The sequence below is a fragment of the Cecembia calidifontis genome (genome assembly GCF_004216715.1).
Lineage (GTDB): Bacteria > Bacteroidota > Bacteroidia > Cytophagales > Cyclobacteriaceae > Cecembia_A > Cecembia_A calidifontis.
Window position 1 is genome coordinate 4,003,642 of record NZ_SGXG01000001.1, and the last position, 22,865, is coordinate 4,026,506.

The following is a 22,865-nucleotide window of genomic DNA, read 5'->3' on the forward strand; positions in this document are numbered from 1 at the left end:
ATTAAAACGATAAAGCCATGACTAAAAAACTTTCTTCATTTAAAGGATATATTTATCTTTTACTCTTTTTATCAGGTGCAATATTCACTGCTTGTACCCAAGGTCAATCCAGAAATACCGGAAACTCGAATTACACCAAAGACTACAGTAAAACCAAAGTCTTTGGAGAAATGGTGGCAGAACTAACTGCTCCTCCTCATGTACCACCACCAGTGGGCAACCGTCCTGCCATGAAGCTATACATGGAAATGGAAATAACAGAAGAAGAAATGGAAATGGCGGATGGGGTATCTTACCTTTTCTGGACTTTTGGCGGTACTGTCCCGGGCTCATTTATCCGTGCCAGGGTCGGTGATGAAGTAGAATTCAAAATCAAAAACCACCCTGACAATAAATTGCCCCACAACATCGACCTTCACGCTGTAACAGGCCAAGGTGGGGGCGCTGAGGCTTCATTTGTTGCGCCAGGGCATGAAAAAACGTTTTCCTTTAAACTGATCAACCCCGGACTCTATGTATATCACTGTGCGACAGCTCCTGTAGGCATGCACATTGCCAACGGCATGTATGGACTGATCTTGGTGGAACCGGAAGGTGGTTTACCGCCAGTAGACAAGGAGTTCTATGTCATGCAGGGTGATTTCTACACCGAGGGAAGATTTGGGGAACCAGGTTTACAACCTTTTGATATGCAAAAAGCCTATGATGAAAGACCAGATTATGTGGTATTCAACGGTAGCGTCAATGCACTCAGTGGGGAAAATGCACTGCAGGCAAAAGCAGGTGAAACCATTAGAATATTTTTCGGAAATGGTGGACCTAACCTCGCTTCTTCCTTCCACGTCATAGGTGAAATATTCGATAAAGTATATGTAGATGGCGGTGACCAAATCAATTACAATGTGGGCACTACCCTAATCCCTGCTGGTGGAGCAGCTATCCTGGAATTTAAAGCCGATGTACCTTCTAATTTGGTATTGGTAGATCACTCCATTTTCAGGGCATTCAACAAAGGTGCATTAGGTATTCTGAGCGTCACAGGAAAAGAAAACGAGAAAATTTTTGCAGGTGAAATCATGGAAGGAATCTATCTCCCTGAAGGAAGTACCATTCAGAAAATGCCAAAAGATGGCAATGTCGTAAGCCCTCCTGTTACCATGACCAAAAGTGAGCTGATCGATACAGGAAAGAAAATCTACATGCAGGCATGCTTTGCCTGTCACCAAGCCAACGGTGAAGGGGTAGCCAATGCCTTCCCTCCCCTGGCAAATGCAGATTACCTGAATGCCGATGTCAACCGGTCCATCGATGTGCTTCTCCATGGACTATCGGGTGAAATCACTGTTAACGGCAAAAAATACAATAGTATCATGCCCTCTCAGCAACTCAAAGACGAAGAAGTTGCAGCTGTTCTCACTTATGTATACAACAGCTGGGGCAATAACGGGACTGAAGTTACTCCCGACATGGTAAACAAAAGGAGGAAAAAATGAGAAAAGTATTTCTTTTGATTGCCGCCTTGTTTTTGATCAATAATGCTTCTGCCCAAGGAGGTAAGATGGCTCTGGTAAAAGGGGGGAATTATACCCCCCTCTACGGAATAGGTGAGCAAGCAGATGTAGAAGTAAGGGATTTTTACTTGGAAATCAATCCGGTGACCTATGCTGAATTTCAGGAGTTTGTTCGCAATTATTCCAAATGGCAGAAATCCAAAGTAACCAAATTATTTGCAGACGAAAGGTATTTATCCAATTGGGAGAATGACCTAACTGCTCCTGTAGCCCTTTTGGACAAGCCCATCACCATGATTTCTTGGTTTGCCGCTAAAGCCTACTGTGAATGTCAGGGAAAAAGACTTCCTACAGTGGATGAATGGGAATACGCTGCCATGGCCTCCACTACAAAAAGAGATGCTCGGGAAGATAGCCTGTATAATGCAAGCATCCTGCGCAGCTACGAGCAACCCAGAACTTTCCTGAAAACTGTCGGCCAATCCGATGCGAATTATTGGGGAGTTAAAGACATGCATGGCATGGTCTGGGAATGGACCCAGGATTTCAACTCCATTATACTCACCGGAGAGTCCCGTAATAATGGGAATACTGATGCAAGCTTGTTTTGTGCCGGAGGTGCTATAGGAGCCAAAGATATGATGAATTATGCCGCGTTTATGCGATATGCGATGCGATCTAGTCTGAAAGCCAATTTCTCTCTTACTACATTGGGATTTCGCTGCGCTAAAGATGTCAATCATCCACTCACTTTAAACTGATAAAACCATGAAATACTTTAGCCTAATACTGCTCTTAATCCTAATTTTTTCATGCCAAGAAAAGGAAATCATAAAGGACACGATAAATCCTGAAGAAGTTATGGACGACTTATCCATTTATCAGCTCCCCGCCTTATGGAAAACCCAAGATGGTCAAACCATTGAATTCAAAGATTTGAAGGGAAAACCACTGGTCGTGGTCATGATTTACACAGCATGCCGAACAGCCTGTCCCCGATTGGTGGCTGACATGCGAATGATTGAAGAAAAAGTGAGCGGAAAAAAAGGAAAAGACATCCAATATGTCCTTGTCAGCATAGATCCAAAAAATGACACTCCTGAAAAATTGAAAGTTTTCGCAAAAGAAAACGGAATGGAAGATCAAAAATGGCTTTTCCTTCAAGGGACAGAAGATGGAGTCAGAGATTTTGCCAATATCATGGCTGTCAAATACAAGCAGATCAATCCCATCGATTTTTCACACTCCAATATCATCTCGGTTTTTGACCGCCGAGGGGTAATGAAGTACCAAAAAGAAGGGCTTGGATTGGTTGGCGAAGAGATTGTAAATAAGATTGTGGCTGTGGCTAAAAACTAACCACTCTTCGAAATTTGCAATTTGGAGGTACAGATAAAAGAAATTTCCAATTCCATTCAACCTTAAACTGAATTCAGGATTGCAAATCCTATTCATCAAGAGTTCGGGATTGCAAATCCCGAAAAGATTGGCAAATCCCCAACAACTACCCTACTTCCAAAATTCATCTTCCCATACTTCGCAGGAAGTGGCTTTGCCATGGTGTTGGGCGATGATTGTAAGCTGATCTGCTGTTGCTGTGTCCTGAATTTTATTGAATAAGGCCCTTTCTTCGAATCTGATATGGGCTTCCAATTGCCTTTCCAATTGATTGAGGTGATCATAATCCGACTTTGAAGCATTAAAAAGATCTTTCAGGATTTGATGTTCCTCGAGTGCTTGTCTTACCATTTCGTGATCATTACCCAGCACGGGAAAAACGAACCGCTCCTCTTCCTGAAAATGCGGCACCAAGTGTTCCTTCCAGAACCAGTTGCAATACTTTTTGATTCTTTTTTCCTCTACTCCCATTTTTATACCCTGTCGGATCTTAAAACAAAGTAACAATCCCTGATGATGGTCTTTACTGAGTCCGTGCAGGCTTTGGTGACGTTTAATGGGTTGGTGCTTGGTCATTTTTTGAAATCTAAGATGGTTTAAAACATGACATAAGGCAATTTGCCTATTTTTGCATCCATGAAAAAGAAAAAGCTGAAAAAGTCCTTACAAAAAGCCCGATACATTGTATATAAGGAAACAAGGCACAATCCTACAGACAATGCATGGTCTTTTTTTGGTGGCTTTTTAGGTTTAAGTACTATAGGCATCCTTCAAGGACTCTTCCACACTGATGACAATTCGGATATTTTATTTTTGATTGGAGCATTTGGAGCCACCTCAGTCATATTATTCGGCAATCCTCACGGTCCATTTGCTCAACCCAGAAATTTATTCTTGGGAAGCTTAATCTCGGCAGTTATTGGAGTTACAGTTTATAAGTTTTTTTACATTGAATCCATGATCTGGTTTTCACCGGCATTGTCTGTTTCATTGGCTATTCTGGCCATGCAATACACCAAAACTTTACATCCTCCTGGGGGTGCCATTGCACTAATTGCAAATATCGGTTCGGATGAAATCAAATCAATGGGATACTTTTATGTCATCAACCCGATCCTGACCGGTATCATCATTCTTTTTGTAATGGCCATTTTATTCAATAATTTATCCAAAAACAGGGTTTATCCATACAGAGATGAAGAAATCCGGCCTTTAAAATATGGAGAGAAAGTCTATTTTTGGAAAAAGGAAACCAAACAGACTGAATTTTAAGCAAATGGCTAATACCTCTGAACTTCAAAATCTACTTCAAAAAATTCAGGCAGGGGAATTTCAGGATATGACCAATTCAATACAAAAAGAATTAAACTTGACATACCTTCCTGACAACAACCCCACAGCCAATCTTTGTCTTAGAGAAGTGGCAGAGATTCGGGATGAATACCGAACCCATTTTTCAAGCCTGGATCTTGCATTTTACCTTTTAGGAATTGATTTTGAAGAGAAAGTTAAGAATGGTATTAATTCAGCTATTCCAAAGTCAACCGAGAAATTTTGGGAAAGTATCAGAATTGGTTCCGGGAAAACTTGAATCATTATCCTCGCTCCTCGAAATTTGTAATTTCGAGTACAGATAAAAGGGATTTTTAATTCCAATCTACCCTAAACCGGAAATAAGGATTTCAAATCCTATTTATCTAGGTTCGGGATTGCAAATTCCGAATAGCTGGCAGCTGAGTAGCCCTAACTTCCGGTATTTATTTTAAATTATAACGTACTGAAATACTTCCATCTATAAAACTCCCTCCCCAATGGTTGAAATAAAAGTAAGGAATGAGGTCTATCCCGAGCGTAATTGGAATATCCCTAAATTTATATTCCAATCCTCCAATCCCCAGTAATCCCACTGCCGTAAACACACCTGTACGATAGCGGGTATAGAAGGGATAACACCTTGGATTATTCGGATCTTGACAATTACCAGGGCCTCTATACCCATAATAATAGTAATACCTATCGTAATGACCTACCCTTGGCACCAAGTCCATAAACCCATGAAAGCTCCGGCACTCCCAATGCTCCGGATTGATGCATCTGATACATCCCTGATAGGGAAACTCCATGCCATCGAGACCCAACAACTAATTCCAAAGCACCTCTCGAACTGGTAAAATGTTTCAAAGAAACTCCTGAAGTAAATCCACCTCTTAATCCAATAGCTGTAGTATATCCGGAAGCACCTGCCACACCACCTTTTGAACTACCTGAGGTTCTTGAACTTGTACTTCCCCTACCATAATTGGAAGAATTATTTTGAGATGTTCTGCCTTGATTTTCGCTGAGCAAGGAGGAACTGATATAACCAGTTTTGCCTCTATATTCTACTCTTTTCCAGGAACCTTCATTGCTGACTACTCTCACCTGTTCATTATAACCCACTGTACTGACCACACTGTGTTCAGTACCTGGACCATTTCTTAAGTTTGCCCCAACAGTAGAGCTAACGTACATGGATTGAGCCATAGAAACGGAAACAAAAAAGAAGCATACAATGAAACTTAAGAGAAATAATTTACCCCAGATGAAGGATTTTATAGAAGTGAAAACACTCTTTTTAAAAAAAAAAATGATAAGATCAACCACATAAATTAGTTATTATTTACTCATCCAAAAATCAATTTTTATGCCAAACAAAATGAATTCTTCTTCATTGATCTGCAATCAAAAGATCATCAGTGAACTTAGCTAATACCAGATTTTAACGAAACCTTATTCAGTTTAATTTCAAATTACTGTTTTTCAAAACCTTAAACCTTATTTTGTGTATATTAAAGTATAATCAAATGAAACTAGCGAGATGGAAAAAACATGTTCAAACTGCAACCACTGGGAGCCAAATGCACCCGTGGTAGCCAAAAGAAAAAACTATGGCGAATGTAATAAATTGAGTCATATTGAATCAAAAATGGATCCCGATTACATCATTCCAGTCTTGAATGATGGCAAACCAATGGACCCCAACACCAAAGCCATTGAGTTTATAACCGGAGCCAACTTTGGATGCAATCAGTTTGCTAGTGCTTAATGGATTAATCTTGTCTCCATATTCTATCCATGAATTTGGAGACACCATTTTCCTGGTTATTCTTTATTTTAATAATTCACAATCAAAGGCTTATTGATGCATAAAAATGCATTATCTCTGTTGATTTTCCGTAATTTTTCTCTTCCCTGTTCAGACCCAATCTTAAAAATACAGTAAATACAAAAAATATTTTTTTATTTTCGACCCTGCTTACCTAATTAAGTATCCTAACAATCACCCCCAATCATCTCAATGAAAGGAATGCGATTAATACTAATTTGTTTAATGCTGTTGGCTTTTAACCTTAGCTTGGCCCAAGAAGCAGCCCCAGAGGTATTCAATATAGTTGAGATCGAAGGTGTTCGTGTGTTCGGTAAATCCGTTGACCATCAAACCCGCTGTGTCCATTGGCACTCGGCATTGGATGTTATTGCGATCAAATTCAATTGTTGTGGGAACTATTATCCCTGTTTTTCCTGTCATGAGGAGGAAGCAGACCATGAACACCAAGTTTGGCCCAAATCTGAATTTAACCAAAAAGCCATCCTGTGTGGTGTATGCGGACATGAGTTAAGCATTCAGGAATACATGGATGCTGATAACACTTGTCCTAAATGTGAGGCCAGTTTCAATCCAGGTTGTAGCAATCATTACCACTTGTATTTTGATATGCCAGAAAAAAATAAGACCAAATCTTATTTTGGAATTAAGGCTTTTTATAAAAATTCATCTACCCTTTAGAATAATTAAGTTTAACTTGTTCTCTTCAACAAGGTAATCAAGGTAAGAAATACAATTACCGCTCCCAATTGATGTAATACCCCCAAACTCACCGGTATTGCCCAAATCAGGGTTAGCACCCCCAATAAAAACTGAACCCCAACCATTACCAATAGGAAATTGCCCAAGGGAAGAAGTTTAAAGGCATATTTCTTAATCCCCCACCAAAGCCAAATCACTCCAAATACGATCAAATAGGCCAAATAGCGATGAATAAATTGGACTACAATCCCGTTTTCAAAAATTGCAAAACCACCGCTCAATTCAAATGCTGTATTTAAGTCTGAAGGGAACCAAGTTAATCCCATCTTTGGGAATGTATTGAACATTTTACCAGCTTTCAATCCTGCTACAAAAGCTCCGAAAACAATCTGTATACTGAGAAGGGACAAAAGCACAATAGTAGCCCGATTGATTGCCTTTGATGGTACTTTTTTTAAAGGCTTCCATTCTAGGGCCACCCAGTAAATATATCCTGCCAAAGCCAAAGCCGTGGATAAGTGCGCCGCCAATCTATAATGACTGACATGAGGCTTATCCACCAAGCCACTTTTTACCATATACCATCCCAGCACTCCTTGAAACAACCCTCCTAAGAAAATCAGAAGAACCTGTTTCTGCATCCTAACATCAAAAACATCTTTGATCCAAAAGAAAATAGCAGGAAATAAAAAGACTAAGCCTACTACTCTACCAACCAAGCGATGCAGGTATTCCCAAAAATAAATCTGCTTAAAATCATTCAAGGTAAAATGATAATTATAAGCTTTGAATTCCGGGCTGCCTTGGTATTCTTCAAACTCATGTTGCCATTGCTCAGCGGTCAATGGAGGGATGGCCCCCGTAATGGGTTCCCAGCGGACCATGGATAACCCCGATTGGGTCAATCTGGTAATACCACCAATTACCACCATTAACAAAACTAAAATAACTCCTGTCATCAGCCAGCTGTGGACGGCAGATCTGTATTTTATTCTGTTCCTAACCTTTCCAGCAGGCATAACAAGTAGCGGTTTCATAGAGGGTCAGGCTTTCTAATTTTACATGGGATGGAAGTTTTGGCACTAATCTGTCTTTCATCCAAAGCAACATCCTTTCTGCAGTAGGTTCATGCTCCATCCAAAATATTTTCTGTCCGATTTGTTGAAAGTCTCTTTTTTGGCTTCCTGTGTTTTTCAGTGCCAGTGCATGATCGAGTTTTTCAATAATCTCCTCCTGCACGATTTTTTTCAGATCCTTAAAATCCAATAACATGTCTTTCTCGAGTTCTTCTCCTGATACAGTAACATGAAGTACATAGCTATGCCCATGAAGATTGCTACAAGCCCCCTCATAATCGGAAATACTATGGGCAGATTCGAAGGAAAAGATTTTGGTGATGCTAAGCATGTAGGAAATGGTAGTAGGTAAATGACGAATAGAATTAGGCGACAATATTATCCTTTATTACCTCTTCTCATTGCAACTTGAATCATATCGTTTTATGATTTTGGTCATGTTTTTGGCAATTCATTATACCGACATTTGTCGTAACCATCCAAAAAAATTATGGCTACTTGGCTCAAAGAATGGAATCCCGAAGACAATAATTTCTGGGAATCTAACGGTAAAAAAATCGCTTGGCGTACCTTAACCATTACTACCATCGCATTGACCTTGTCTTTTGCTACTTGGTTTATGATGAGTGCTATTGTCACTAGGCTCCCAGGAATCGGTTTCAACTTCACTGATAACCAACTTTTTTGGCTAGCAGCATTACCTGGTTTGGCTGCGGGAACGTTAAGAATTGTGCATACATTTCTTATTCCGATATATGGTACCAGACATACCATTACTGTTGCTACTTTTCTCAAACTCATCCCGGTCATTGGTATAGGATTGGCAGTAATGAATCCTGGAACACCTTTCTGGGTATTCGTTGTCCTTGCCCTTACAGCGGGTTTTGGAGGAGGTGATTTTTCTTCTTTCATGCCTTCGACAAATATGTTTTTCCCTGCTCGATTAAAGGGTACTGCTTTAGGAATTCAAGCAGGTATTGGAAATTTCGGTGTCAGTATAGCCCAGTTTATGACCCCGGTAATGATTGGAGTGGCCTTGTACGGAGCACCTCAATTGTTCAAAAGTGTTGATAAAGCTACAGGAGATATTATTTCAAAAGAAATTTACCTGCAAAGTGGTGCTTTTTGGTACGCACCACTCCTAATAATTATTGGAATTATCAGCTGGAAATACCTTAAAAGCATTCCTATCAAAGCTTCCTTTAAAGAACAGCTAGATATATTTGGAGACAAACACACCTGGTACTGTACAATCACCTATTTTATGACCTTTGGTACCTTTGCAGGTTTATCAGCTGCTTTCCCTCTTTTGATAAAGGTGCTTTATGGAGGTTTTGATCCTAGTTTAGACCCTTTGAAATATGCCTTTTATGGTCCTTTGATTGGTTCTGCTTCTAGAATTTTGTTTGGCTTTATAGCCGACAAAACCGGTGGTGCAGTGTTGACGACAATTACAGGTATTGGACTTTTAGGTGGAGTGATTGTCATGATTGCATTTGGATTGGTCAATCCAACGGGAATGGAGCAATTTCCAATGTTTGTAGGAACCATGATGGCATTATTTTTTTTCACAGGAATCGGAAATGCCTCGACTTTTCGACAATTTCCTATTATATTTAAGCATAACCTGAGACAAGCTGCGGGTGTTATCGGTTGGACTGCGGCAATAGCCGCTTACGGACCTTTTATTTTCTCCTTAGCACTTGGAGCATTTATCGGAAGCACGGGACATGCAGAAGGCTTTTTCTGGATATTGGGAGTTTTCCTTGTGATCGCAACCCTTATTAACTGGTACTTCTACGATAGGAAGGGCTCAGAAAGGCCATCGTAACCGATTCAAAGTAACTAACCATAACCACAATATGCTCAAGCTTTTCCAAACCCTTAATAAGGTAGCATTTATTAAAGCTACCATTGCTGCCTTAGCAGTTGTTATTTTGGTTTTTATAGGTTCCAGAAACTTACAGAATTTTGATGCTGCATTGATAACCTATCTTTTCGGTACAGTATTCGCGGTTTTTGGTATTGCTTATAGATATTCAGTCTGGCTTCAAAGACCACCTACAAGGCTTTACTGGCGAAGAAGTATGCAGTTTCTGTTCAGTAAAGACTTCTTAACTTATGCTACCAGGTCTATATACCTACTGTTCCGAAATATCCTTTTCCAAAGGTTTATAGCATACAGAAGTAAAACCCGCTGGTGGGGGCATTTCCTTTTGGCTTCCGGCTGTCTGATTTCGTTTGCCATTACAATTCCTCTGACTTTTGGATGGATACATTTCACGCTTGAACCCGGCACTTATGATATCTATAATGCCAACTTCTTCGGATTTAAAGTTGCCTCCTTTGAATTAGGGGGACCTATTTCCATACTGGCCTTTAAAGCCCTGTTTTTCACATCCATACCGGTCATCATTGGTGCTATCATTATGATGAAGAGAAGGGTTAAAGATGGGGGTTTGATTGCTACCCAATCATTGGATGGAGATTGGCTTCCTTTGGTATTATTGATTGCCATTTCAGTCACAGGACTGGGAATTGGTTATGATTACACTTTTCTGGAAGGAAGAACCCATCAATTTATGGCTGTGACACATGCCATTACAGTAATACTCTTTTTGATCTGGATGCCTTTTGGCAAATTCTTTCACATTTTCCAAAGATTGGCCCAATTGGGTGCCAATCTATATAAAATTGAAGGAAGCAAAAGGGGCATGGCAGTATGTCCTCATACGAAAGCAGAGTTTGCTTCACAGACACATATTAATGACCTGAAAACAGTCACCAAAGAATTGGGATTTGATTTCACCTTGGCAGATGGTACAAACCACCTTGATCTGTCTCCAGAGGGAAAAAGATCTGCCCTTGCCAAAGCGCATTTTGAGGCAAGAAAGGCATCAGGAAAATTCTTTGGATAAAAATCAAAACTATGGCAAAGCTACCTATTTCAGCAGAAAAGATAATTGATAAATTCGGGCCCAAGAAGCACTACACACCAATGGGAGGCTTTGAAGGTTCCCATGAACCAGACAAATTGGTAAAGACCCATTGTTGCTTTTGCGCCATGCAATGCGGTATTCAGCTCAAAGTCAAAGATAACAAAATTGCCGGATTTGAGCCTTGGATGGAATTCCCCTTCAACGAAGGCAGGCTATGTCCAAAGGGTGTACAACGCTACTTGCAAAACAACCATCCGGACCGCCTGCTCCAGCCTTATCAAAGGGTGGAAGGAAAGGGTTTTGAGCCCATCACATGGGACAATGCCATGGAACGGACCATCAGTGAAATCCGTCGAATCCAGACCCAATACGGCAATGATTCCTTTGCAATGCTGTCAGGTGTTTCCCTGACCAACGAAAAAAGCTACATGGTAGGCAAATTTGCACGCCTTGCCCTCAAAACTAAAAACCTGGATTACAATGGCCGTCTATGTATGGTAAGTGCTGGGGCAGGAAATAAAAAAGCTTTTGGACTGGACAGAATTTCCAATTCATGGGCAGACCTCAAACATGCAGAGGTCATCATCATTGCCGGGTCAAATGTCAGCGAATGTTTCCCTACCCTTACGCACTACATCTGGCAGGCCAGAGACAATGGCGCCAAATTAATAGTAGTTGATCCAAGGGTCACTCCTATAGCCAGAACTGCAGACCTCCACCTACCGGTGAAGCCTGGACGTGATTCAGCACTATTTGGCGCTATTCTAAAGCAATTGGTGGACAATGATTGGATTGATCACGAATTTATTGAGAAACATACCAATGGATTTGAGGCTGCTGCTGAGGCTGTAAAGGATTATGACCTGGATTGGGCTGAAAAGACCACAGGAATTGAAAAAGAAAAAATCCTGCAGGCTGCTACTTGGTGGGGCAAAGCCAAAACCTCCTTTCTTTTGCATGCCAGAGGTATAGAACACCATACCAAAGGGGTGGACAATGTCCTGAGCTGTATCAATATTGTATTGGCTACTGGAAGGATAGGAAAACCATACTGTGGTTATGGCACCATTACAGGTCAAGGTAATGGACAGGGAGGTAGAGAACATGGACATAAATGTGATCAGCTACCCGGAAACAGAGATATCAGCAATCCTGAACACAGGAAATATATCGCTGAGGTTTGGGGAGTTGAAGAAAAAGAAATCCCAGGTATGGGCCTCTCTGCCTATGAAATCATAGAAGCCATCCACCGTGGAGAAATCAAAGGTCTGATCAGCATTTGCTTCAATCCGATTGTTTCCCTGCCCAATAACAATTTTGTAAGGGAAGCATTTGAAAAATTGGAGTACTATGTCGCCATAGATTTTTTCCTCAACGAAACAGCAAGACATGCTGATGTGATTTTGCCGGGCTCTCTCCATGAAGAAGAAGAAGGTACAGTCACTACAGCAGAGGGCAGAGTGGTCAAAATCAACCAAGCTATTGATCCTCCGGGAGAGGCTAGAAAAGACAGTGATATCCTGATTGAAATGGCAAGGAGACTTGGAGCAGGTGACAAGTTCAATTTTGAAAACTCAGAAGCTGTTTTCAATGAACTTCGTGTCGCTTCCAAAGGTGGTACTGCAGATTACTACGGCATCAGCTATGAAAAAATAGAGAAGAACATGGGCGTATTTTGGCCATGCCCTTCTGAAGACCATCCGGGAACACCTAGACTTTGGGAAGAAAAGAAATCCGCTTTTCCAGATGGAAAGGCCAGGTTCAATCCTGTTGCGTACAAAGAGCCTGCTGAAGTAGTGGATAAAGATTTCCCAGTAATCCTGACCACAGGAAGAGTTGTCAGCCAATACTTAAGCGGAACCCAAACCAGAAGAATTGGTAAATTGGTCGACCAATATCCAGAACCCCTTTTGGAAATCCATCCCAGTTTGGCAATTCAATACAATATCCAAAACAGGGATTTGATAACTGTCAGAACGAGGCGTGGTGAGGCTACTTTTCCTGCCCAAATTGTAGAGACTATCCGACCTGATACTGTTTTCATCCCTTATCACTGGGGAGGAAGCCATTCAGCCAACCAGCTGACTGTGGGTGACCTAGACCCTATTTCAAAAATTCCGGAATTTAAGGTATGTGCCTGTCAGCTAATTCCTACCGGAAAAAAAGCAGCACCAGCTGAGGAAAGAAGTGCTTACCAAAGTTCATAAACCACAAAATCTACCTTGTTATGACAGTAACCAAATACGACCAGCAAATGGGCTTTTTCATAGACATGCAGCGCTGTATTGGCTGCCATGCCTGCGAAATGGCTTGTGCTGAATGCGAAACCAACGGTCAGGAAAGCATGATCCATATTCATTATGTGGAAAGGGCCGTCTCCACACAAACTACCGTGCAGGTGTGCATGCATTGTGAAGACCCTGCCTGTGCCAATGTCTGTCCAGCAGATGCCATAACCAAAGATGAATTTGGAGTAGTACATACTGCCGAAACATCCAGATGTATAGGTTGCTCTAACTGTGTCCTTGCATGTCCATTTGGTGTTCCCCAAAAACAGGAAAAAGCAGAGCTCATGATGAAATGCAACATGTGCTATGACAGAACTTCTGCGGGTAAAAAACCAATGTGTGCAACAGTATGTCCAAGTGGTGCGCTGTTCTTTGGGACTAGAGAAGAAATTGAACTTAAAAGGCCTGACAGTGTGCCTGTAGATACCTTTATTTTCGGAAATCAAGAGGTTAAAACAAAAGTTAAAATCATGATGCCCAAAGGCAGCAATTATTTAAAAGTGCATTAATCACCGCTATTTATGAAAAAAGACAATTCAGATATAACCCCAAAATGGAAAAATGATTTTCCATTTGACAAGGAAGAAGCTACCCATGTCTCCAGAAGAGAGTTTGCAAAATTCCTTACGCTATTTTCTGGTGCTTTAGCTTTGGGCAATGGTGCCATCGTACTCAAAAGCATTGCCTTCCCGGAAAAAGAATTGGAAGGTCAGCATTTTATCTGTGAAGAAAATCAGTTGCCCATGGGTGAAATGTTGCAGTTCGACATAGAAGGAGATAAAGTCATTCCTTATATTCTGATCCATTTGGAAGATGGACAATGGAGAGCTTTTGAGCAAAAGTGCACCCATTTGGCATGTGCAGTCATTTATAGGAAAGATTTGGATCTGATAGAATGTCCTTGTCATAAAGGTTATTTTGATCCAAGGACTGGAGTAGTTACACAAGGACCTCCACCACGGCCCTTACCACAATTGGACGTGGTAGTAGAGAATGGAAAAGTGTTTGTCAAAGCAAAAAGCCATAAAGCCTAATCACTATGAGCAATTTTAGATATTCTCAAAAAGAAGCACACCCAAATAAAACCAATACCCTAATGACAGGTATTATCCTTTTACTTGTTTTATTGGTGAGCATTCAGATTTGGTTTCTTTATTCTGCTTTGAACAATGCCTTGACAGACAACTTTAACATAGCTGTTGGCACATTCATCGGATCCTTGGTTTTATTCATTACTGCGGCTTGGCTTTTGCGTTATTTGCCGGAACCCAGAAAGCCAAGAATTAAGGAATAATACCTATTGTCTCAATATCAAAACGAAGACTCAAATTCAAACATAAACCTTTCAGAAAAGTCCATTTGGGCTTTTCTGTTTAATTTAGCTTCGTTTATCCATTTTCACTTCAAATAATGATTTCAGTAAACCAGGCAAAGGATATTTTAAAAGCTACTGTTTCAACTGGAGAGATTAAACATCTCCCCCTTTCAAAAACGTTGGATTTAATAGCAGCTGAAGACATCTTCTCTCCCATTGAGGTCCCCTCTTTTGATAATTCTGCTATGGACGGGTATGCAATTACTTGGGAGGATAATTTAGATACTTGGGAAATAACAGATGTAATTGCCGCTGGAAACGGGAAACAACATCAACTTCAATATGGTAAAGCTGGTAGAATTTTTACCGGTGCTCCGCTACCTAAAGGATCTGACACCGTAATTCCTCAGGAATTTGTTCATCGGGAAGGAAACCTTATTAGAATAATAGATAAGGGTAAATTCCAAAAAGGCAGCAATGTAAGGTTTAAGGGTGCACAGACAAAAACCGGGGAAGTCATTTTAAAAAAAGGTAGCCAAATAACTCCGGGTACCATTGGTTTGCTGGCCTCTGTGGGAATATCCGAAATTCCGGTTTTCACTCCGCCCAAAGTAGCGATTATCATAACCGGTAACGAACTCCAGGAGTTGGGGAAACCTTTGGCTTTTGGACAGATCTACAATTCCAACGGTCCGGTATTGGAATCCTACCTCAAAAAACTTGGAATCCATGATATACTAGCCTATCAAGCTGAAGATGAGCCTGAAGCCACCCAAAAGATCATTGAAGAAGCATTAGCAAAAGCAGATGTGGTATTACTGACAGGAGGTATTTCTGTGGGCGATTATGACTATGTAAAAAATGGTCTGGAAAATGCCGGCGTGAAGGAACTGTTTTATAAAATACGGCAAAAGCCCGGTAAACCATTATTTGCAGGAAAGAAAGGGAGGCAAATGGTATTTGCTTTACCTGGAAATCCTGCATCGGTGATTACCTGCTTTAACCAATATGTCAGACCCTCCCTGTTGCAATGGCTGGGGCATACAGCCTCCTGGAAAGCCAGTGAAGTACTGCCTTTAGCTAATGATTACATAAGGAAAGCCGGACTGACCTTTTTTCTTAAAGCAAGGGTGGAACAAGGAGTAGTACACATCCTGAACGGGCAGGAATCATTTAACATGATCTCCTTTGGTTCTTCCAATTGCCTTGCGGAAGTACCCGAGGAAATCGAACAGTTGAAAGCGGGAGAAAAAATTGCCGTTTATTACTGGTGATCCAATGAAAAAAGTTGTTAAACCGAATTCCATTCAACCGTTCAGCTAGGGCAGCTTAATATTGAATGGATTCAGGTTTCATGATGACAATAGTCTTGAGGCCTTGAAGACATAACACTGTAGAAGAATGATTTAATTTCAGCTTTCTCACCATATTTAGAAAACGGCATGGATGATTTGAGCATATACATCTTGGCAGGGGGAAAAAGCAGCCGAATGGGCCAGGACAAAGGTCTAATCGACCTGCTCGGGAAGCCTATGATCAAGCACTTGCTGGAAAGTGTAAGTAAATTAGACCTACCTGTAAAGATTGTAGCTCACCATAAAGGATACAAGCAGTTTGGATTTCCAGTTATCAAAGACATAGTACCTGAAAAGGGACCAATGGGCGGTCTTTATACAGCTTTGAGTGATTCACTTTCAAGATTTGTACTTCTATTGAGCTGTGACATGCCCTTTCTAAGCCTAGAGGTCATTCAAGACCTCATTAAGCAAAAAAAGGAAAATCAAATTGTCATTGCGGAACTTCATAATAATATCCTTCCTTTCCCAGGAATCTATCCGGTAAATCTTCTACAGGTAATCCATTCACATCTCCAAAATGACAGGTTGAAATTCCAGCAGTTTATACTAAACACAGCTCATCTTAAGTTCAACTTGGACGAGGAATATCAAAATCACCCTGAAATTTTCCAAAATATCAACAGTCCTCAAGACAGGGAAAAGGCCATGACTTGGGGGAATAAAAGAATTAACTAAATTAAACAACTCACCTACTTCTCCACCAAAACCACAGACTATGCAAGAGAATATCAATTCACTGTCTTATAGAATGCTCTTTCTGAACACCTTGGCATTCACCATTTGCTTTGCTGTTTGGACTTTTAACGGGGTGATGGTCACCTACCTTGTTGATAACAATATTTTTGAGTGGGGACCGGTAGAAATTGGTTGGTTGCTTGGTATTCCAATCCTTACCGGAGCTGTACTGAGATTACCATTGGGAATTATTACGGACAAATATGGGGGGAAATGGATATTTGCAGGCTTATTGCTGTTTTGCGCCATTCCAATGTATTTGATTGCATATGTGGACAGCTTTATTTTTTATGCTGTATTAAGCTTCTTCTTTGGCTTTGCAGGTGCTGGATTTGCTGTCGGTATTGGCTATACCTCTGTATGGTTTCCCAAAAATTGGCAGGGAAGGGCTTTGGGGATTTTTGGCGCCGGAAATGCCGGAGCAGCGCTGACCACACTTTTGGCCCCCACCCTATTAAATAGGTTCACAGACCATGGTTCCAATCCGGAAAATTGGAGGCTTTTACCCCAGTACTATGCAGGTGTACTTGTGTTGATGGCCTTGACATTTATTTTGTTCTCAGTAAATAAAAAGACCGGAGCACCTGCCCGTACTATGGGCCAGATCCTAAGACCACTTCAAAGTATCCGAGTTTGGAGATTCGGATTCTATTATTTCCTTGTTTTTGGTTGTTTCATTGCATTTGCTCAGTGGTTGGTGCCTTATTTTGTGAATGTATATGGGGCAAGTTTGGTAGTAGCTGGGCTATTTGCCTCACTATTTTCATTCCCTTCCGGAGTAATCAGGGTATTGGGCGGATGGATGAGCGACAAAATTGGAGCCCGTAGGGTCATGTTGGGCACATTCCGCTGGTCAGTGATCTTGGCGGCCTTGTTGATGGTTCCCCGTATGGATATCATTACACCTGGCAAAGGAATAATGGCCGAAAGAGCAGGTCAGGTCCAATCAGTAAGTGACCGTGAAATCATTGTTGAAGAAAAAAGTTATGGATTGGCCTCCAAAGCATTGGCCAATCAAAAAATGGAAGACCCCAATACTTTGGCATCATTCCTGCCCCAAAAATATAATTGGCAGGAACCCGTAGTTACCGAAGGCCAACAAGTAGTTAAAAAAGAATTGCTTGCTAAAGGAGTGACACAGATTTCTTTTGAAGCCAATATGTGGGTTTATGCCATTCTCGTACTTTTGATCGGTATCGTCTGGGGAATTGGAAAAGCAGGTGTTTACAGGTTTATACCAGATTACTTCCCAAATGAAGTGGGCACTGTAGGTGGTATGGTAGGCGTCATCGGTGGCCTTGGAGGGTTTGTCTGCCCAATCCTCTTTGGTTACCTACTTGATTGGACAGGTCTCTGGACGAGTAGTTGGATCCTGATGTTTATCTTATCTGTACTTTGCCTATATTGGATGTTGCAGGTGACCAGAAAACTAATCAAAGCAGAATCCCCTGAAATAGCCAATAAAATTGATCGGGTGAAATAGAAAGATATTAAATTTCATTTAACCTTATTGAACCTATTTCTTGAAGAATTGTCATCAGGAAATATACAGGAAACAGGTAATTTCGTAGGCTAATCAATTGAAACAATGTAAACCGCTTCCTAATGGAATTTGATTAATCCTGAATCTAGGGTCCAGTACAATGAATCTAACTTCATTCCAGAATTCTGGCCTCTCAATTTTAATAACTGAAAAATGATCAACATCACACATAAATCCAACACCTTAAGAAAAGCCATTGCCCAGGCCATAGTAAAGGTGAGTTCCCAGGAAACCATTCAAGCTGTAATTGAAAAGAAGGTTCCAAAAGGAGATGTCTTTGAAATGGCCAAAGTCGCAGGATTATTTGCAGCAAAGAGGACTGCGGATATGATTCCTGACTGTCATCCATTACCGGTAGAATTCACAGCAGTCAGTTATGAAATCAAAGACTTACAAATTTTCATTTTTGTTGAAATCCATACCATTTACAAAACAGGCGTAGAAGTAGAGGCCATGCATGCGGCCTCAGTAGTGGCTTTGACGATGTATGATATGCTCAAGCCATTGGATAAAGGAATCAGTATTGAGCAAATTAAACTGATAGAGAAAAAAGGAGGCAAAACTGATTTTTCAAAAGAAAACATTCAGGTTCTTAAAGCGGCTGTCATTGTATGTTCCGATTCTATAGCTGCCGGAAAGAAGGAAGACAGTGCAGGAAAAGCCATCATCAGAAAACTTGAAAATTCCAAGGTACAAATCCACGATTATCTTGTCATCCCTGATGAAGTAAACGAGATACGGAATCGGTTAAACCAATATGTGGAACAAAAAGTCAATATGGTCATTTTTACAGGAGGAACGGGACTTTCACCTAGAGATGTAACTCCTGAAGCCATCAAGCCGCTACTAAAAACAGAAGTACCGGGAATTGAGGAAGCTATAAGGGCTTACGGTCAGCAAAGAACCCCCTACTCCATGTTATCCCGTTCTGTTGCAGGATTGATTGGCAAAACCCTTGTTCTTGCATTACCGGGATCTACAAAAGGAGCAGAAGAATCCATGGATGCTATTTTCCCTGCTATCTTGCATATTTTTAGGGTCATGGAGGGGCCGGCTTTTAGGCATGAATGAACTTGGAGATTATGAAATTGGTTAAGTTGTGGGTCTAGGGCTTGTTGGCTTAATGGATTACCTAGTTAAGAAATGATTGATTAGACAATTGAGGGTATAGGTGTAGAGTAAATGTATTTCTGAAATACTAACAAAATAGCTATTTATTCAAAAGGGTCTCATTTTGATTCTTCAAGCGATCCATACAAGCTAAAAAATTTGAGAGGTTAAAAATCATAAGGGAGTGGGGATTGTGGTATAACTGCAAATCTCCCTCCCTTTCCAACTTTAATAATCCTCCAGTTTCTTTGCTGTAAAGGCCAGTTGTTAATCTTAGACATTCTGTCACAAACCAGTTCATAGGATTTAAGAAATTGGAAGAGTTTCATCAACTTACAAGCAACATAAAAAAAACAGATTTGATGGCAGTAACAAAGGACCACTGGGAAAATGTATATGAAACTAAGGATACCACAAAAGTTGGTTGGTTCCAGGAAAAACCAATTGTTTCTCTCGATCTAATTGAAGAATTCGGGATTAACAAAAATTCAGCTATCTTAGATGTAGGAGGTGGTGACAGTTTATTGGTTGATCATTTGTTGGCCTTAGGTTATAAGGATATATCTGTCCTTGACATTTCTTCCACCTCTTTGAAAAAAGCGAAAATAAGATTGGGGAAAAATGCAGATAAAATCGAATGGATACATTCAGATATTATAGATTTTAATCCGGATCGGAAATATGATGTTTGGCATGACAGGGCTGTTTTCCATTTTTTGATGGATAAAGAAAAAATCGACATCTACCTTAAAATTTCATCCCTGCATATTAAACCGGGAGGATGGCTGTTTATTGGGGTCTTTTCAGAAACCGGACCAGAAACCTGCAGCGGACTTCCAGTCCAAAGGTATTCAACAGTAGCACTGGCAGAAACTTTTAGCATGTCCTTTGATTGCGTAAAAAGTTTTAATACGGATCACATTACCCCTTCCGGCGTAACTCAAAACTATAGTTTCTGCTGTCTCAAAAGGAAATAAATGGACTATCAGCTCCGGATAAATTTTGAATAAGGCTGAAAAGTAACAATTCTCACAAAAACCGAATTAGAAATTGCTGAATTTTGTCTTATAATTTCAAACAAAACGAACAATCAAAACAGAAATAGCATATGTTCTTCGAACTAGTTTATGACAAAAGTTTGGCCCAGGCCAGTTATGTAATCGGTTGTCAGGCACATGGTGTTGCAGCCGTAATCGACCCTAAAAGAGACGTAGATACCTACCTACAAATTGCCAAAGCCAATAACATGAAAATCACGCATATTTTGGAAACCCACATCCATGCGGATTTCCTAAGTGGTTCCAGAGAGTTGGCGGCATTGACCGGTGCTGAGATGTACCTGTCCGATGAAGGAGATGAAAACTGGAAATACGAGTTTCCCCATAACAAAATCAAAGGTGGAAATGTCGTAAAAATGGGTAACCTGACTTTTGAAGTCATCCATACCCCAGGTCACACTCCTGAAAGTGTCAGCTTTCTATTGACTGACAAACCAGCATCCAGCGAACCTGTGATGTTGTTCACCGGGGACTTTGTGTTCGTAGGTGACGTGGGAAGACCTGACTTGTTGGAACAAGCTGCCGGTATCAAAGGAACACAAGATGTAGGTGCAGCTCAGATGTATGATTCCTTGCAGGAATTCAGCAAATTGGGTGACTATATCCAAGTATGGCCAGGTCACGGTGCAGGTTCTGCCTGTGGTAAAGCATTGGGTGCAGTACCTATGACCACCGTAGGATATGAAAAAATCAGAAACTGGGCATTACAACTGTTGAATGACAAGACTGCCTTTGCCAAAGAATTGCTGGCAGATCAGCCTGAGCCGCCTAAGTACTTCGCAATGATGAAGAAATTGAACAAGGTGGACAGAAAGCTTTTGACCGAAGTACCTAAAGTTCAAAATTTATCCAAAGTTGCTTATGCCAAGGTAAAAGCTGATGGGTTGAAAACCATCGATACCAGACCATGGCAGGAATATGCTGAAGGTTTCCTAAGAGGTACTTACAGCATCACCAACAACAACTCCTTCTCCACTTGGATGGGTTGGTACCTGAACTATGATGAAAACTTCGTATTGATCGCTGAAGAAGCACAGGTGGAAGATTTGACCAGAAAGCTGATGAGAATCGGTCTGGACAATTTATATGGTTATATCACTCCTGCACAATTGGCAGAGTATGAAAAAGGTAATTTGGAAACTTTCAATCCGATCGATAAAGAAGCTGTAGAAGCCAAAATCGCAGAAGGTAATGTACAGGTCATTGACGTAAGAGGTGTGGCCGAGTACAAAAAAGGCCATATTGAAGAGGCAGACAATCTCTTTGTAGGTAAATTACCTCAAAATCTGGACAAAGTATCCAAGGACAAACCAGTAATCATCCATTGTCAAAGTGGAGCAAGAGCGGCAATCGCCTACTCCATCTTGAAAGCCAGCGGCTTCGATAATGTAGAAAACTATGCCGGTGGATGGGCAGACTGGTCTGCCAAAGAAGCAGAATTAATTAAAGGTTAATGGTTAATAAATTGTTTAAAAGCCCGGTCATCCGGGCTTTTTTTATAGCAAAAAAAAGCGACACTCAATTTGAGTGTCGCTTTTTCATTCTGATTGAATAGGTTATTATTCTTTTTGGAATACCCGCACATAGTCAACGACCATTTGCTGTGGGAATGTAGTGGTTCCGTCTGGATTACCGGGCCAATTTCCACCAACTGCGATATTAAATAGGAAAAAGAAGGACTCTCTTAATTCCGATAAAGCCGCTGGAGTGATATCGATTTCATGATAAGGTTCATTATCCAATAACCAAACGATTTTTTGTTCATCCCAAATGATGGAAAATACATGGAAATTATCATTAAAGATCCCTTCCCGCAAAGTTACCGAGCCACCAAACTCAGCATGGCTTCCATTATTGTCCCAATGAACGGTGCCATGAACGGTGTTGTTCCTGGCAGTGCCTGGTCCACCGACCATTTCCATAATATCAATCTCCCCACATCTTGGCCAACCCACCTGATCTATATTATCACCCAGCATCCATAGTGCTGGCCAAATGCCTTGCCCTTTGGGTAAAGCAGCCCTGATATCCACCCTGCCAAACTTGAATGATCGCCTGCTCTGAGTTTTGATGCGGGAGGAGGTATAATTTCTTCCTCCAACGCTTTCCTGTCTTGCCTGGATGATCAGATTTCCGTTTTCAACCCTGACATTCTCTCTTCTATACCATTGCAGTTCATTGTTCCCCCATCCACAGAGTGTGGGGCAACCATCACCTAAATCAAATACCCAATCAGATGACAAGGCATTTCCTTCAAACTCATCTCTCCAAACCAGTCTGTAGCCCGCATAACTTTCGGGACTTGTATATCCTGTTTGAGGTATGGCAAGCCCGAAAACTGCCTCAGAAATACTGATTTGTCTTTCTTCTTTGATAAAATCATTTTCGGTAGCATGGGCTTGAACGGTAATGGTGTAAGTGCCTGCTTGCCTGTATAAGAATGTCACTTGGTTTCCTTGAACCAGTTCAGGTAACTGTGGTCCAACTCCAAAACCTACCCTGAAGAAATTGGCATTTTGAGCAGTAAAACTTACTGTTACCGCACCCCTTTCTCCCTGTACGATATTTACTTCCAAGTTGGTAGGCAACACTAATTTTGCATCAACTTCCTCTTGCTGGCAGGCCTGTGTGAGGACTGCCGCAAGAAGGAAAATTAGTGTATGTTTTAATTTAATCAGCATCATTAC

General features: G+C 41.0%; 25 protein-coding genes. 19 read left to right on the forward strand and 6 right to left on the reverse strand.

What is annotated here, in order from left to right; translation table 11 throughout:
• Window positions 1–17: 17 nt before the first annotated feature.
• Genes nirK through BC751_RS17170 form a run of 3 tightly spaced genes read left to right on the forward strand, consistent with a single transcriptional unit; the run spans window position 18 to window position 2,870 of the window.
• Window positions 18–1,493 (forward strand): copper-containing nitrite reductase, encoded by a 1,476-nt coding sequence (nirK, locus tag BC751_RS17160; protein ID WP_130276708.1) that lies wholly within the window; start codon window positions 18–20, stop codon window positions 1,491–1,493.
• Complete coding sequence (locus BC751_RS17165; RefSeq protein ID WP_009184424.1) at window positions 1,490–2,272, forward strand: formylglycine-generating enzyme family protein; 783 nt, start codon at window positions 1,490–1,492, stop codon at window positions 2,270–2,272. The genes nirK and BC751_RS17165 overlap by 4 nt, the downstream gene beginning before the upstream one ends.
• Before the next feature lie 7 nt (window positions 2,273–2,279).
• Window positions 2,280–2,870 (forward strand): SCO family protein, encoded by a 591-nt coding sequence (locus BC751_RS17170; RefSeq protein WP_009184425.1) that lies wholly within the window; start codon window positions 2,280–2,282, stop codon window positions 2,868–2,870.
• 150 nt (window positions 2,871–3,020) lie between these two features.
• Here BC751_RS17170 and BC751_RS17175 read toward each other — a convergent pair whose 3' ends face one another.
• Entirely contained in the window at window positions 3,021–3,485 is a 465-nt protein-coding gene (locus BC751_RS17175) for a hemerythrin domain-containing protein (protein ID WP_130276709.1), read from the reverse strand.
• Between the two features lie 60 nt (window positions 3,486–3,545).
• On the opposite strand from BC751_RS17175, the gene BC751_RS17180 reads away from it, so the two are divergent.
• Together BC751_RS17180 and BC751_RS17185 are read left to right on the forward strand one after the other, a co-directional pair.
• Complete coding sequence (locus tag BC751_RS17180; RefSeq protein WP_040490300.1) at window positions 3,546–4,181, forward strand: HPP family protein; 636 nt, start codon at window positions 3,546–3,548, stop codon at window positions 4,179–4,181.
• A 4-nt stretch (window positions 4,182–4,185) separates the two neighbouring features.
• Window positions 4,186–4,500 carry a hypothetical protein gene (locus BC751_RS17185; RefSeq protein ID WP_016255034.1) on the forward strand — a complete coding sequence of 105 codons (315 nt, stop codon included), beginning with the start codon at window positions 4,186–4,188 and terminating at the stop codon, window positions 4,498–4,500.
• A 166-nt stretch (window positions 4,501–4,666) separates the two neighbouring features.
• Here the strand turns inward: BC751_RS17185 and BC751_RS17190 are convergent, their stop codons facing one another.
• The gene (locus BC751_RS17190; protein WP_130276710.1) at window positions 4,667–4,957 is read right to left on the reverse strand and encodes a hypothetical protein; all 291 of its coding nucleotides are present in this window, start codon (window positions 4,955–4,957) and stop codon (window positions 4,667–4,669) included.
• The gene (locus tag BC751_RS17195) at window positions 4,923–5,432 is read right to left on the reverse strand and encodes an SH3 domain-containing protein (protein WP_130276711.1); all 510 of its coding nucleotides are present in this window, start codon (window positions 5,430–5,432) and stop codon (window positions 4,923–4,925) included. The genes BC751_RS17190 and BC751_RS17195 overlap by 35 nt, the downstream gene beginning before the upstream one ends.
• A 334-nt stretch (window positions 5,433–5,766) precedes the next feature.
• Between BC751_RS17195 and BC751_RS17200 the strand changes: the two genes are divergently transcribed.
• Both BC751_RS17200 and BC751_RS17205 read left to right on the forward strand, forming a co-directional pair.
• Window positions 5,767–5,994 carry a hypothetical protein gene (locus BC751_RS17200; protein WP_009034385.1) on the forward strand — a complete coding sequence of 76 codons (228 nt, stop codon included), beginning with the start codon at window positions 5,767–5,769 and terminating at the stop codon, window positions 5,992–5,994.
• Window positions 5,995–6,255: 261 nt separating this feature from the next.
• Complete coding sequence (locus BC751_RS17205; RefSeq protein ID WP_242617515.1) at window positions 6,256–6,735, forward strand: CHY zinc finger protein; 480 nt, start codon at window positions 6,256–6,258, stop codon at window positions 6,733–6,735.
• A gap of 11 nt (window positions 6,736–6,746) precedes the next feature.
• On the opposite strand, the gene BC751_RS17210 is transcribed toward BC751_RS17205, so the two are convergent.
• Complete coding sequence (locus BC751_RS17210; protein ID WP_207226912.1) at window positions 6,747–7,793, reverse strand: COX15/CtaA family protein; 1,047 nt, start codon at window positions 7,791–7,793, stop codon at window positions 6,747–6,749.
• Window positions 7,756–8,163 carry a 6-carboxytetrahydropterin synthase QueD gene (queD, locus tag BC751_RS17215; protein WP_130276712.1) on the reverse strand — a complete coding sequence of 136 codons (408 nt, stop codon included), beginning with the start codon at window positions 8,161–8,163 and terminating at the stop codon, window positions 7,756–7,758. The genes BC751_RS17210 and queD overlap by 38 nt, the downstream gene beginning before the upstream one ends.
• A 159-nt stretch (window positions 8,164–8,322) precedes the next feature.
• Here queD and BC751_RS17220 point away from each other — a divergent pair, with 159 nt between their 5' ends.
• The 12 genes from BC751_RS17220 (at window position 8,323) to BC751_RS17275 (ending at window position 21,632) form a co-directional block, all read left to right on the forward strand.
• Window positions 8,323–9,663 (forward strand): MFS transporter, encoded by a 1,341-nt coding sequence (locus BC751_RS17220; RefSeq protein WP_130276713.1) that lies wholly within the window; start codon window positions 8,323–8,325, stop codon window positions 9,661–9,663.
• A 31-nt stretch (window positions 9,664–9,694) separates the two neighbouring features.
• Window positions 9,695–10,750 (forward strand): MFS transporter, encoded by a 1,056-nt coding sequence (locus BC751_RS17225; RefSeq protein WP_130276714.1) that lies wholly within the window; start codon window positions 9,695–9,697, stop codon window positions 10,748–10,750.
• Between the two features lie 11 nt (window positions 10,751–10,761).
• Window positions 10,762–12,978, forward strand: a complete 2,217-nt coding sequence (locus BC751_RS17230) for a molybdopterin oxidoreductase family protein (RefSeq protein ID WP_106565836.1) — start codon at window positions 10,762–10,764, stop codon at window positions 12,976–12,978.
• Window positions 12,979–12,998: 20 nt separating this feature from the next.
• Window positions 12,999–13,568, forward strand: a complete 570-nt coding sequence (locus BC751_RS17235; protein WP_130276715.1) for a 4Fe-4S dicluster domain-containing protein — start codon at window positions 12,999–13,001, stop codon at window positions 13,566–13,568.
• A gap of 12 nt (window positions 13,569–13,580) precedes the next feature.
• Window positions 13,581–14,093: a QcrA and Rieske domain-containing protein gene (locus tag BC751_RS17240; RefSeq protein ID WP_106565838.1), complete on the forward strand. Its 513-nt coding sequence runs from the start codon at window positions 13,581–13,583 to the stop codon at window positions 14,091–14,093.
• Window positions 14,094–14,098: 5 nt separating this feature from the next.
• Window positions 14,099–14,353, forward strand: coding sequence for a DUF6755 family protein (locus tag BC751_RS17245; protein WP_106565839.1), 255 nt, complete (start codon window positions 14,099–14,101; stop codon window positions 14,351–14,353).
• A gap of 116 nt (window positions 14,354–14,469) precedes the next feature.
• Entirely contained in the window at window positions 14,470–15,648 is a 1,179-nt protein-coding gene (locus BC751_RS17250) for a molybdopterin molybdotransferase MoeA (RefSeq protein WP_130276716.1), read from the forward strand.
• A gap of 168 nt (window positions 15,649–15,816) precedes the next feature.
• Window positions 15,817–16,407 (forward strand): molybdenum cofactor guanylyltransferase, encoded by a 591-nt coding sequence (gene mobA, locus BC751_RS17255; protein ID WP_130276717.1) that lies wholly within the window; start codon window positions 15,817–15,819, stop codon window positions 16,405–16,407.
• A 40-nt stretch (window positions 16,408–16,447) separates the two neighbouring features.
• On the forward strand, window positions 16,448–17,950 hold the full coding sequence (locus BC751_RS17260; protein ID WP_130276718.1) for an MFS transporter: 1,503 nt from the start codon (window positions 16,448–16,450) through the stop codon (window positions 17,948–17,950).
• 213 nt (window positions 17,951–18,163) lie between these two features.
• Entirely contained in the window at window positions 18,164–19,081 is a 918-nt protein-coding gene (gene moaCB, locus BC751_RS17265) for a bifunctional molybdenum cofactor biosynthesis protein MoaC/MoaB (protein ID WP_106565843.1), read from the forward strand.
• Window positions 19,082–19,482: 401 nt separating this feature from the next.
• Window positions 19,483–20,097: a class I SAM-dependent methyltransferase gene (locus tag BC751_RS17270; RefSeq protein WP_130276719.1), complete on the forward strand. Its 615-nt coding sequence runs from the start codon at window positions 19,483–19,485 to the stop codon at window positions 20,095–20,097.
• A gap of 131 nt (window positions 20,098–20,228) precedes the next feature.
• Window positions 20,229–21,632, forward strand: a complete 1,404-nt coding sequence (locus BC751_RS17275; protein WP_130276720.1) for an MBL fold metallo-hydrolase — start codon at window positions 20,229–20,231, stop codon at window positions 21,630–21,632.
• A gap of 105 nt (window positions 21,633–21,737) precedes the next feature.
• Here the strand turns inward: BC751_RS17275 and BC751_RS17280 are convergent, their stop codons facing one another.
• The gene (locus tag BC751_RS17280) at window positions 21,738–22,862 is read right to left on the reverse strand and encodes a glycoside hydrolase family 16 protein (RefSeq protein ID WP_242617516.1); all 1,125 of its coding nucleotides are present in this window, start codon (window positions 22,860–22,862) and stop codon (window positions 21,738–21,740) included.
• Between the last annotated feature and the right edge of the window lie 3 nt (window positions 22,863–22,865).

Bases quoted from the DNA above. Each gene is read 5' to 3' on its own strand.
- BC751_RS17240 (WP_106565838.1), top strand. From the start codon at position 13,581: ATGAAAAAAGACAATTCAGATATAACCCCAAAATGGAAAAATGATTTT.
- BC751_RS17250 (WP_130276716.1), top strand. From the start codon at position 14,470: ATGATTTCAGTAAACCAGGCAAAGGATATTTTAAAAGCTACTGTTTCA.
- queD (WP_130276712.1), bottom strand. From the start codon at position 8,163: ATGCTTAGCATCACCAAAATCTTTTCCTTCGAATCTGCCCATAGTATT.
- moaCB (WP_106565843.1), top strand. From the start codon at position 18,164: ATGATCAACATCACACATAAATCCAACACCTTAAGAAAAGCCATTGCC.
- BC751_RS17190 (WP_130276710.1), bottom strand. From the start codon at position 4,957: ATGGACTTGGTGCCAAGGGTAGGTCATTACGATAGGTATTACTATTAT.
- BC751_RS17225 (WP_130276714.1), top strand. From the start codon at position 9,695: ATGCTCAAGCTTTTCCAAACCCTTAATAAGGTAGCATTTATTAAAGCT.
- mobA (WP_130276717.1), top strand. From the start codon at position 15,817: ATGGATGATTTGAGCATATACATCTTGGCAGGGGGAAAAAGCAGCCGA.
- BC751_RS17180 (WP_040490300.1), top strand. From the start codon at position 3,546: ATGAAAAAGAAAAAGCTGAAAAAGTCCTTACAAAAAGCCCGATACATT.
- BC751_RS17175 (WP_130276709.1), bottom strand. From the start codon at position 3,485: ATGACCAAGCACCAACCCATTAAACGTCACCAAAGCCTGCACGGACTC.
- BC751_RS17205 (WP_242617515.1), top strand. From the start codon at position 6,256: ATGCGATTAATACTAATTTGTTTAATGCTGTTGGCTTTTAACCTTAGC.
- BC751_RS17165 (WP_009184424.1), top strand. From the start codon at position 1,490: ATGAGAAAAGTATTTCTTTTGATTGCCGCCTTGTTTTTGATCAATAAT.
- BC751_RS17170 (WP_009184425.1), top strand. From the start codon at position 2,280: ATGAAATACTTTAGCCTAATACTGCTCTTAATCCTAATTTTTTCATGC.
- BC751_RS17195 (WP_130276711.1), bottom strand. From the start codon at position 5,432: ATGGCTCAATCCATGTACGTTAGCTCTACTGTTGGGGCAAACTTAAGA.
- BC751_RS17245 (WP_106565839.1), top strand. From the start codon at position 14,099: ATGAGCAATTTTAGATATTCTCAAAAAGAAGCACACCCAAATAAAACC.
- BC751_RS17230 (WP_106565836.1), top strand. From the start codon at position 10,762: ATGGCAAAGCTACCTATTTCAGCAGAAAAGATAATTGATAAATTCGGG.
- BC751_RS17235 (WP_130276715.1), top strand. From the start codon at position 12,999: ATGACAGTAACCAAATACGACCAGCAAATGGGCTTTTTCATAGACATG.
- BC751_RS17220 (WP_130276713.1), top strand. From the start codon at position 8,323: ATGGCTACTTGGCTCAAAGAATGGAATCCCGAAGACAATAATTTCTGG.
- BC751_RS17260 (WP_130276718.1), top strand. From the start codon at position 16,448: ATGCAAGAGAATATCAATTCACTGTCTTATAGAATGCTCTTTCTGAAC.
- BC751_RS17210 (WP_207226912.1), bottom strand. From the start codon at position 7,793: ATGAAACCGCTACTTGTTATGCCTGCTGGAAAGGTTAGGAACAGAATA.
- BC751_RS17270 (WP_130276719.1), top strand. From the start codon at position 19,483: ATGGCAGTAACAAAGGACCACTGGGAAAATGTATATGAAACTAAGGAT.
- BC751_RS17280 (WP_242617516.1), bottom strand. From the start codon at position 22,862: ATGATGCTGATTAAATTAAAACATACACTAATTTTCCTTCTTGCGGCA.
- BC751_RS17200 (WP_009034385.1), top strand. From the start codon at position 5,767: ATGGAAAAAACATGTTCAAACTGCAACCACTGGGAGCCAAATGCACCC.
- BC751_RS17275 (WP_130276720.1), top strand. From the start codon at position 20,229: ATGTTCTTCGAACTAGTTTATGACAAAAGTTTGGCCCAGGCCAGTTAT.
- nirK (WP_130276708.1), top strand. From the start codon at position 18: ATGACTAAAAAACTTTCTTCATTTAAAGGATATATTTATCTTTTACTC.
- BC751_RS17185 (WP_016255034.1), top strand. From the start codon at position 4,186: ATGGCTAATACCTCTGAACTTCAAAATCTACTTCAAAAAATTCAGGCA.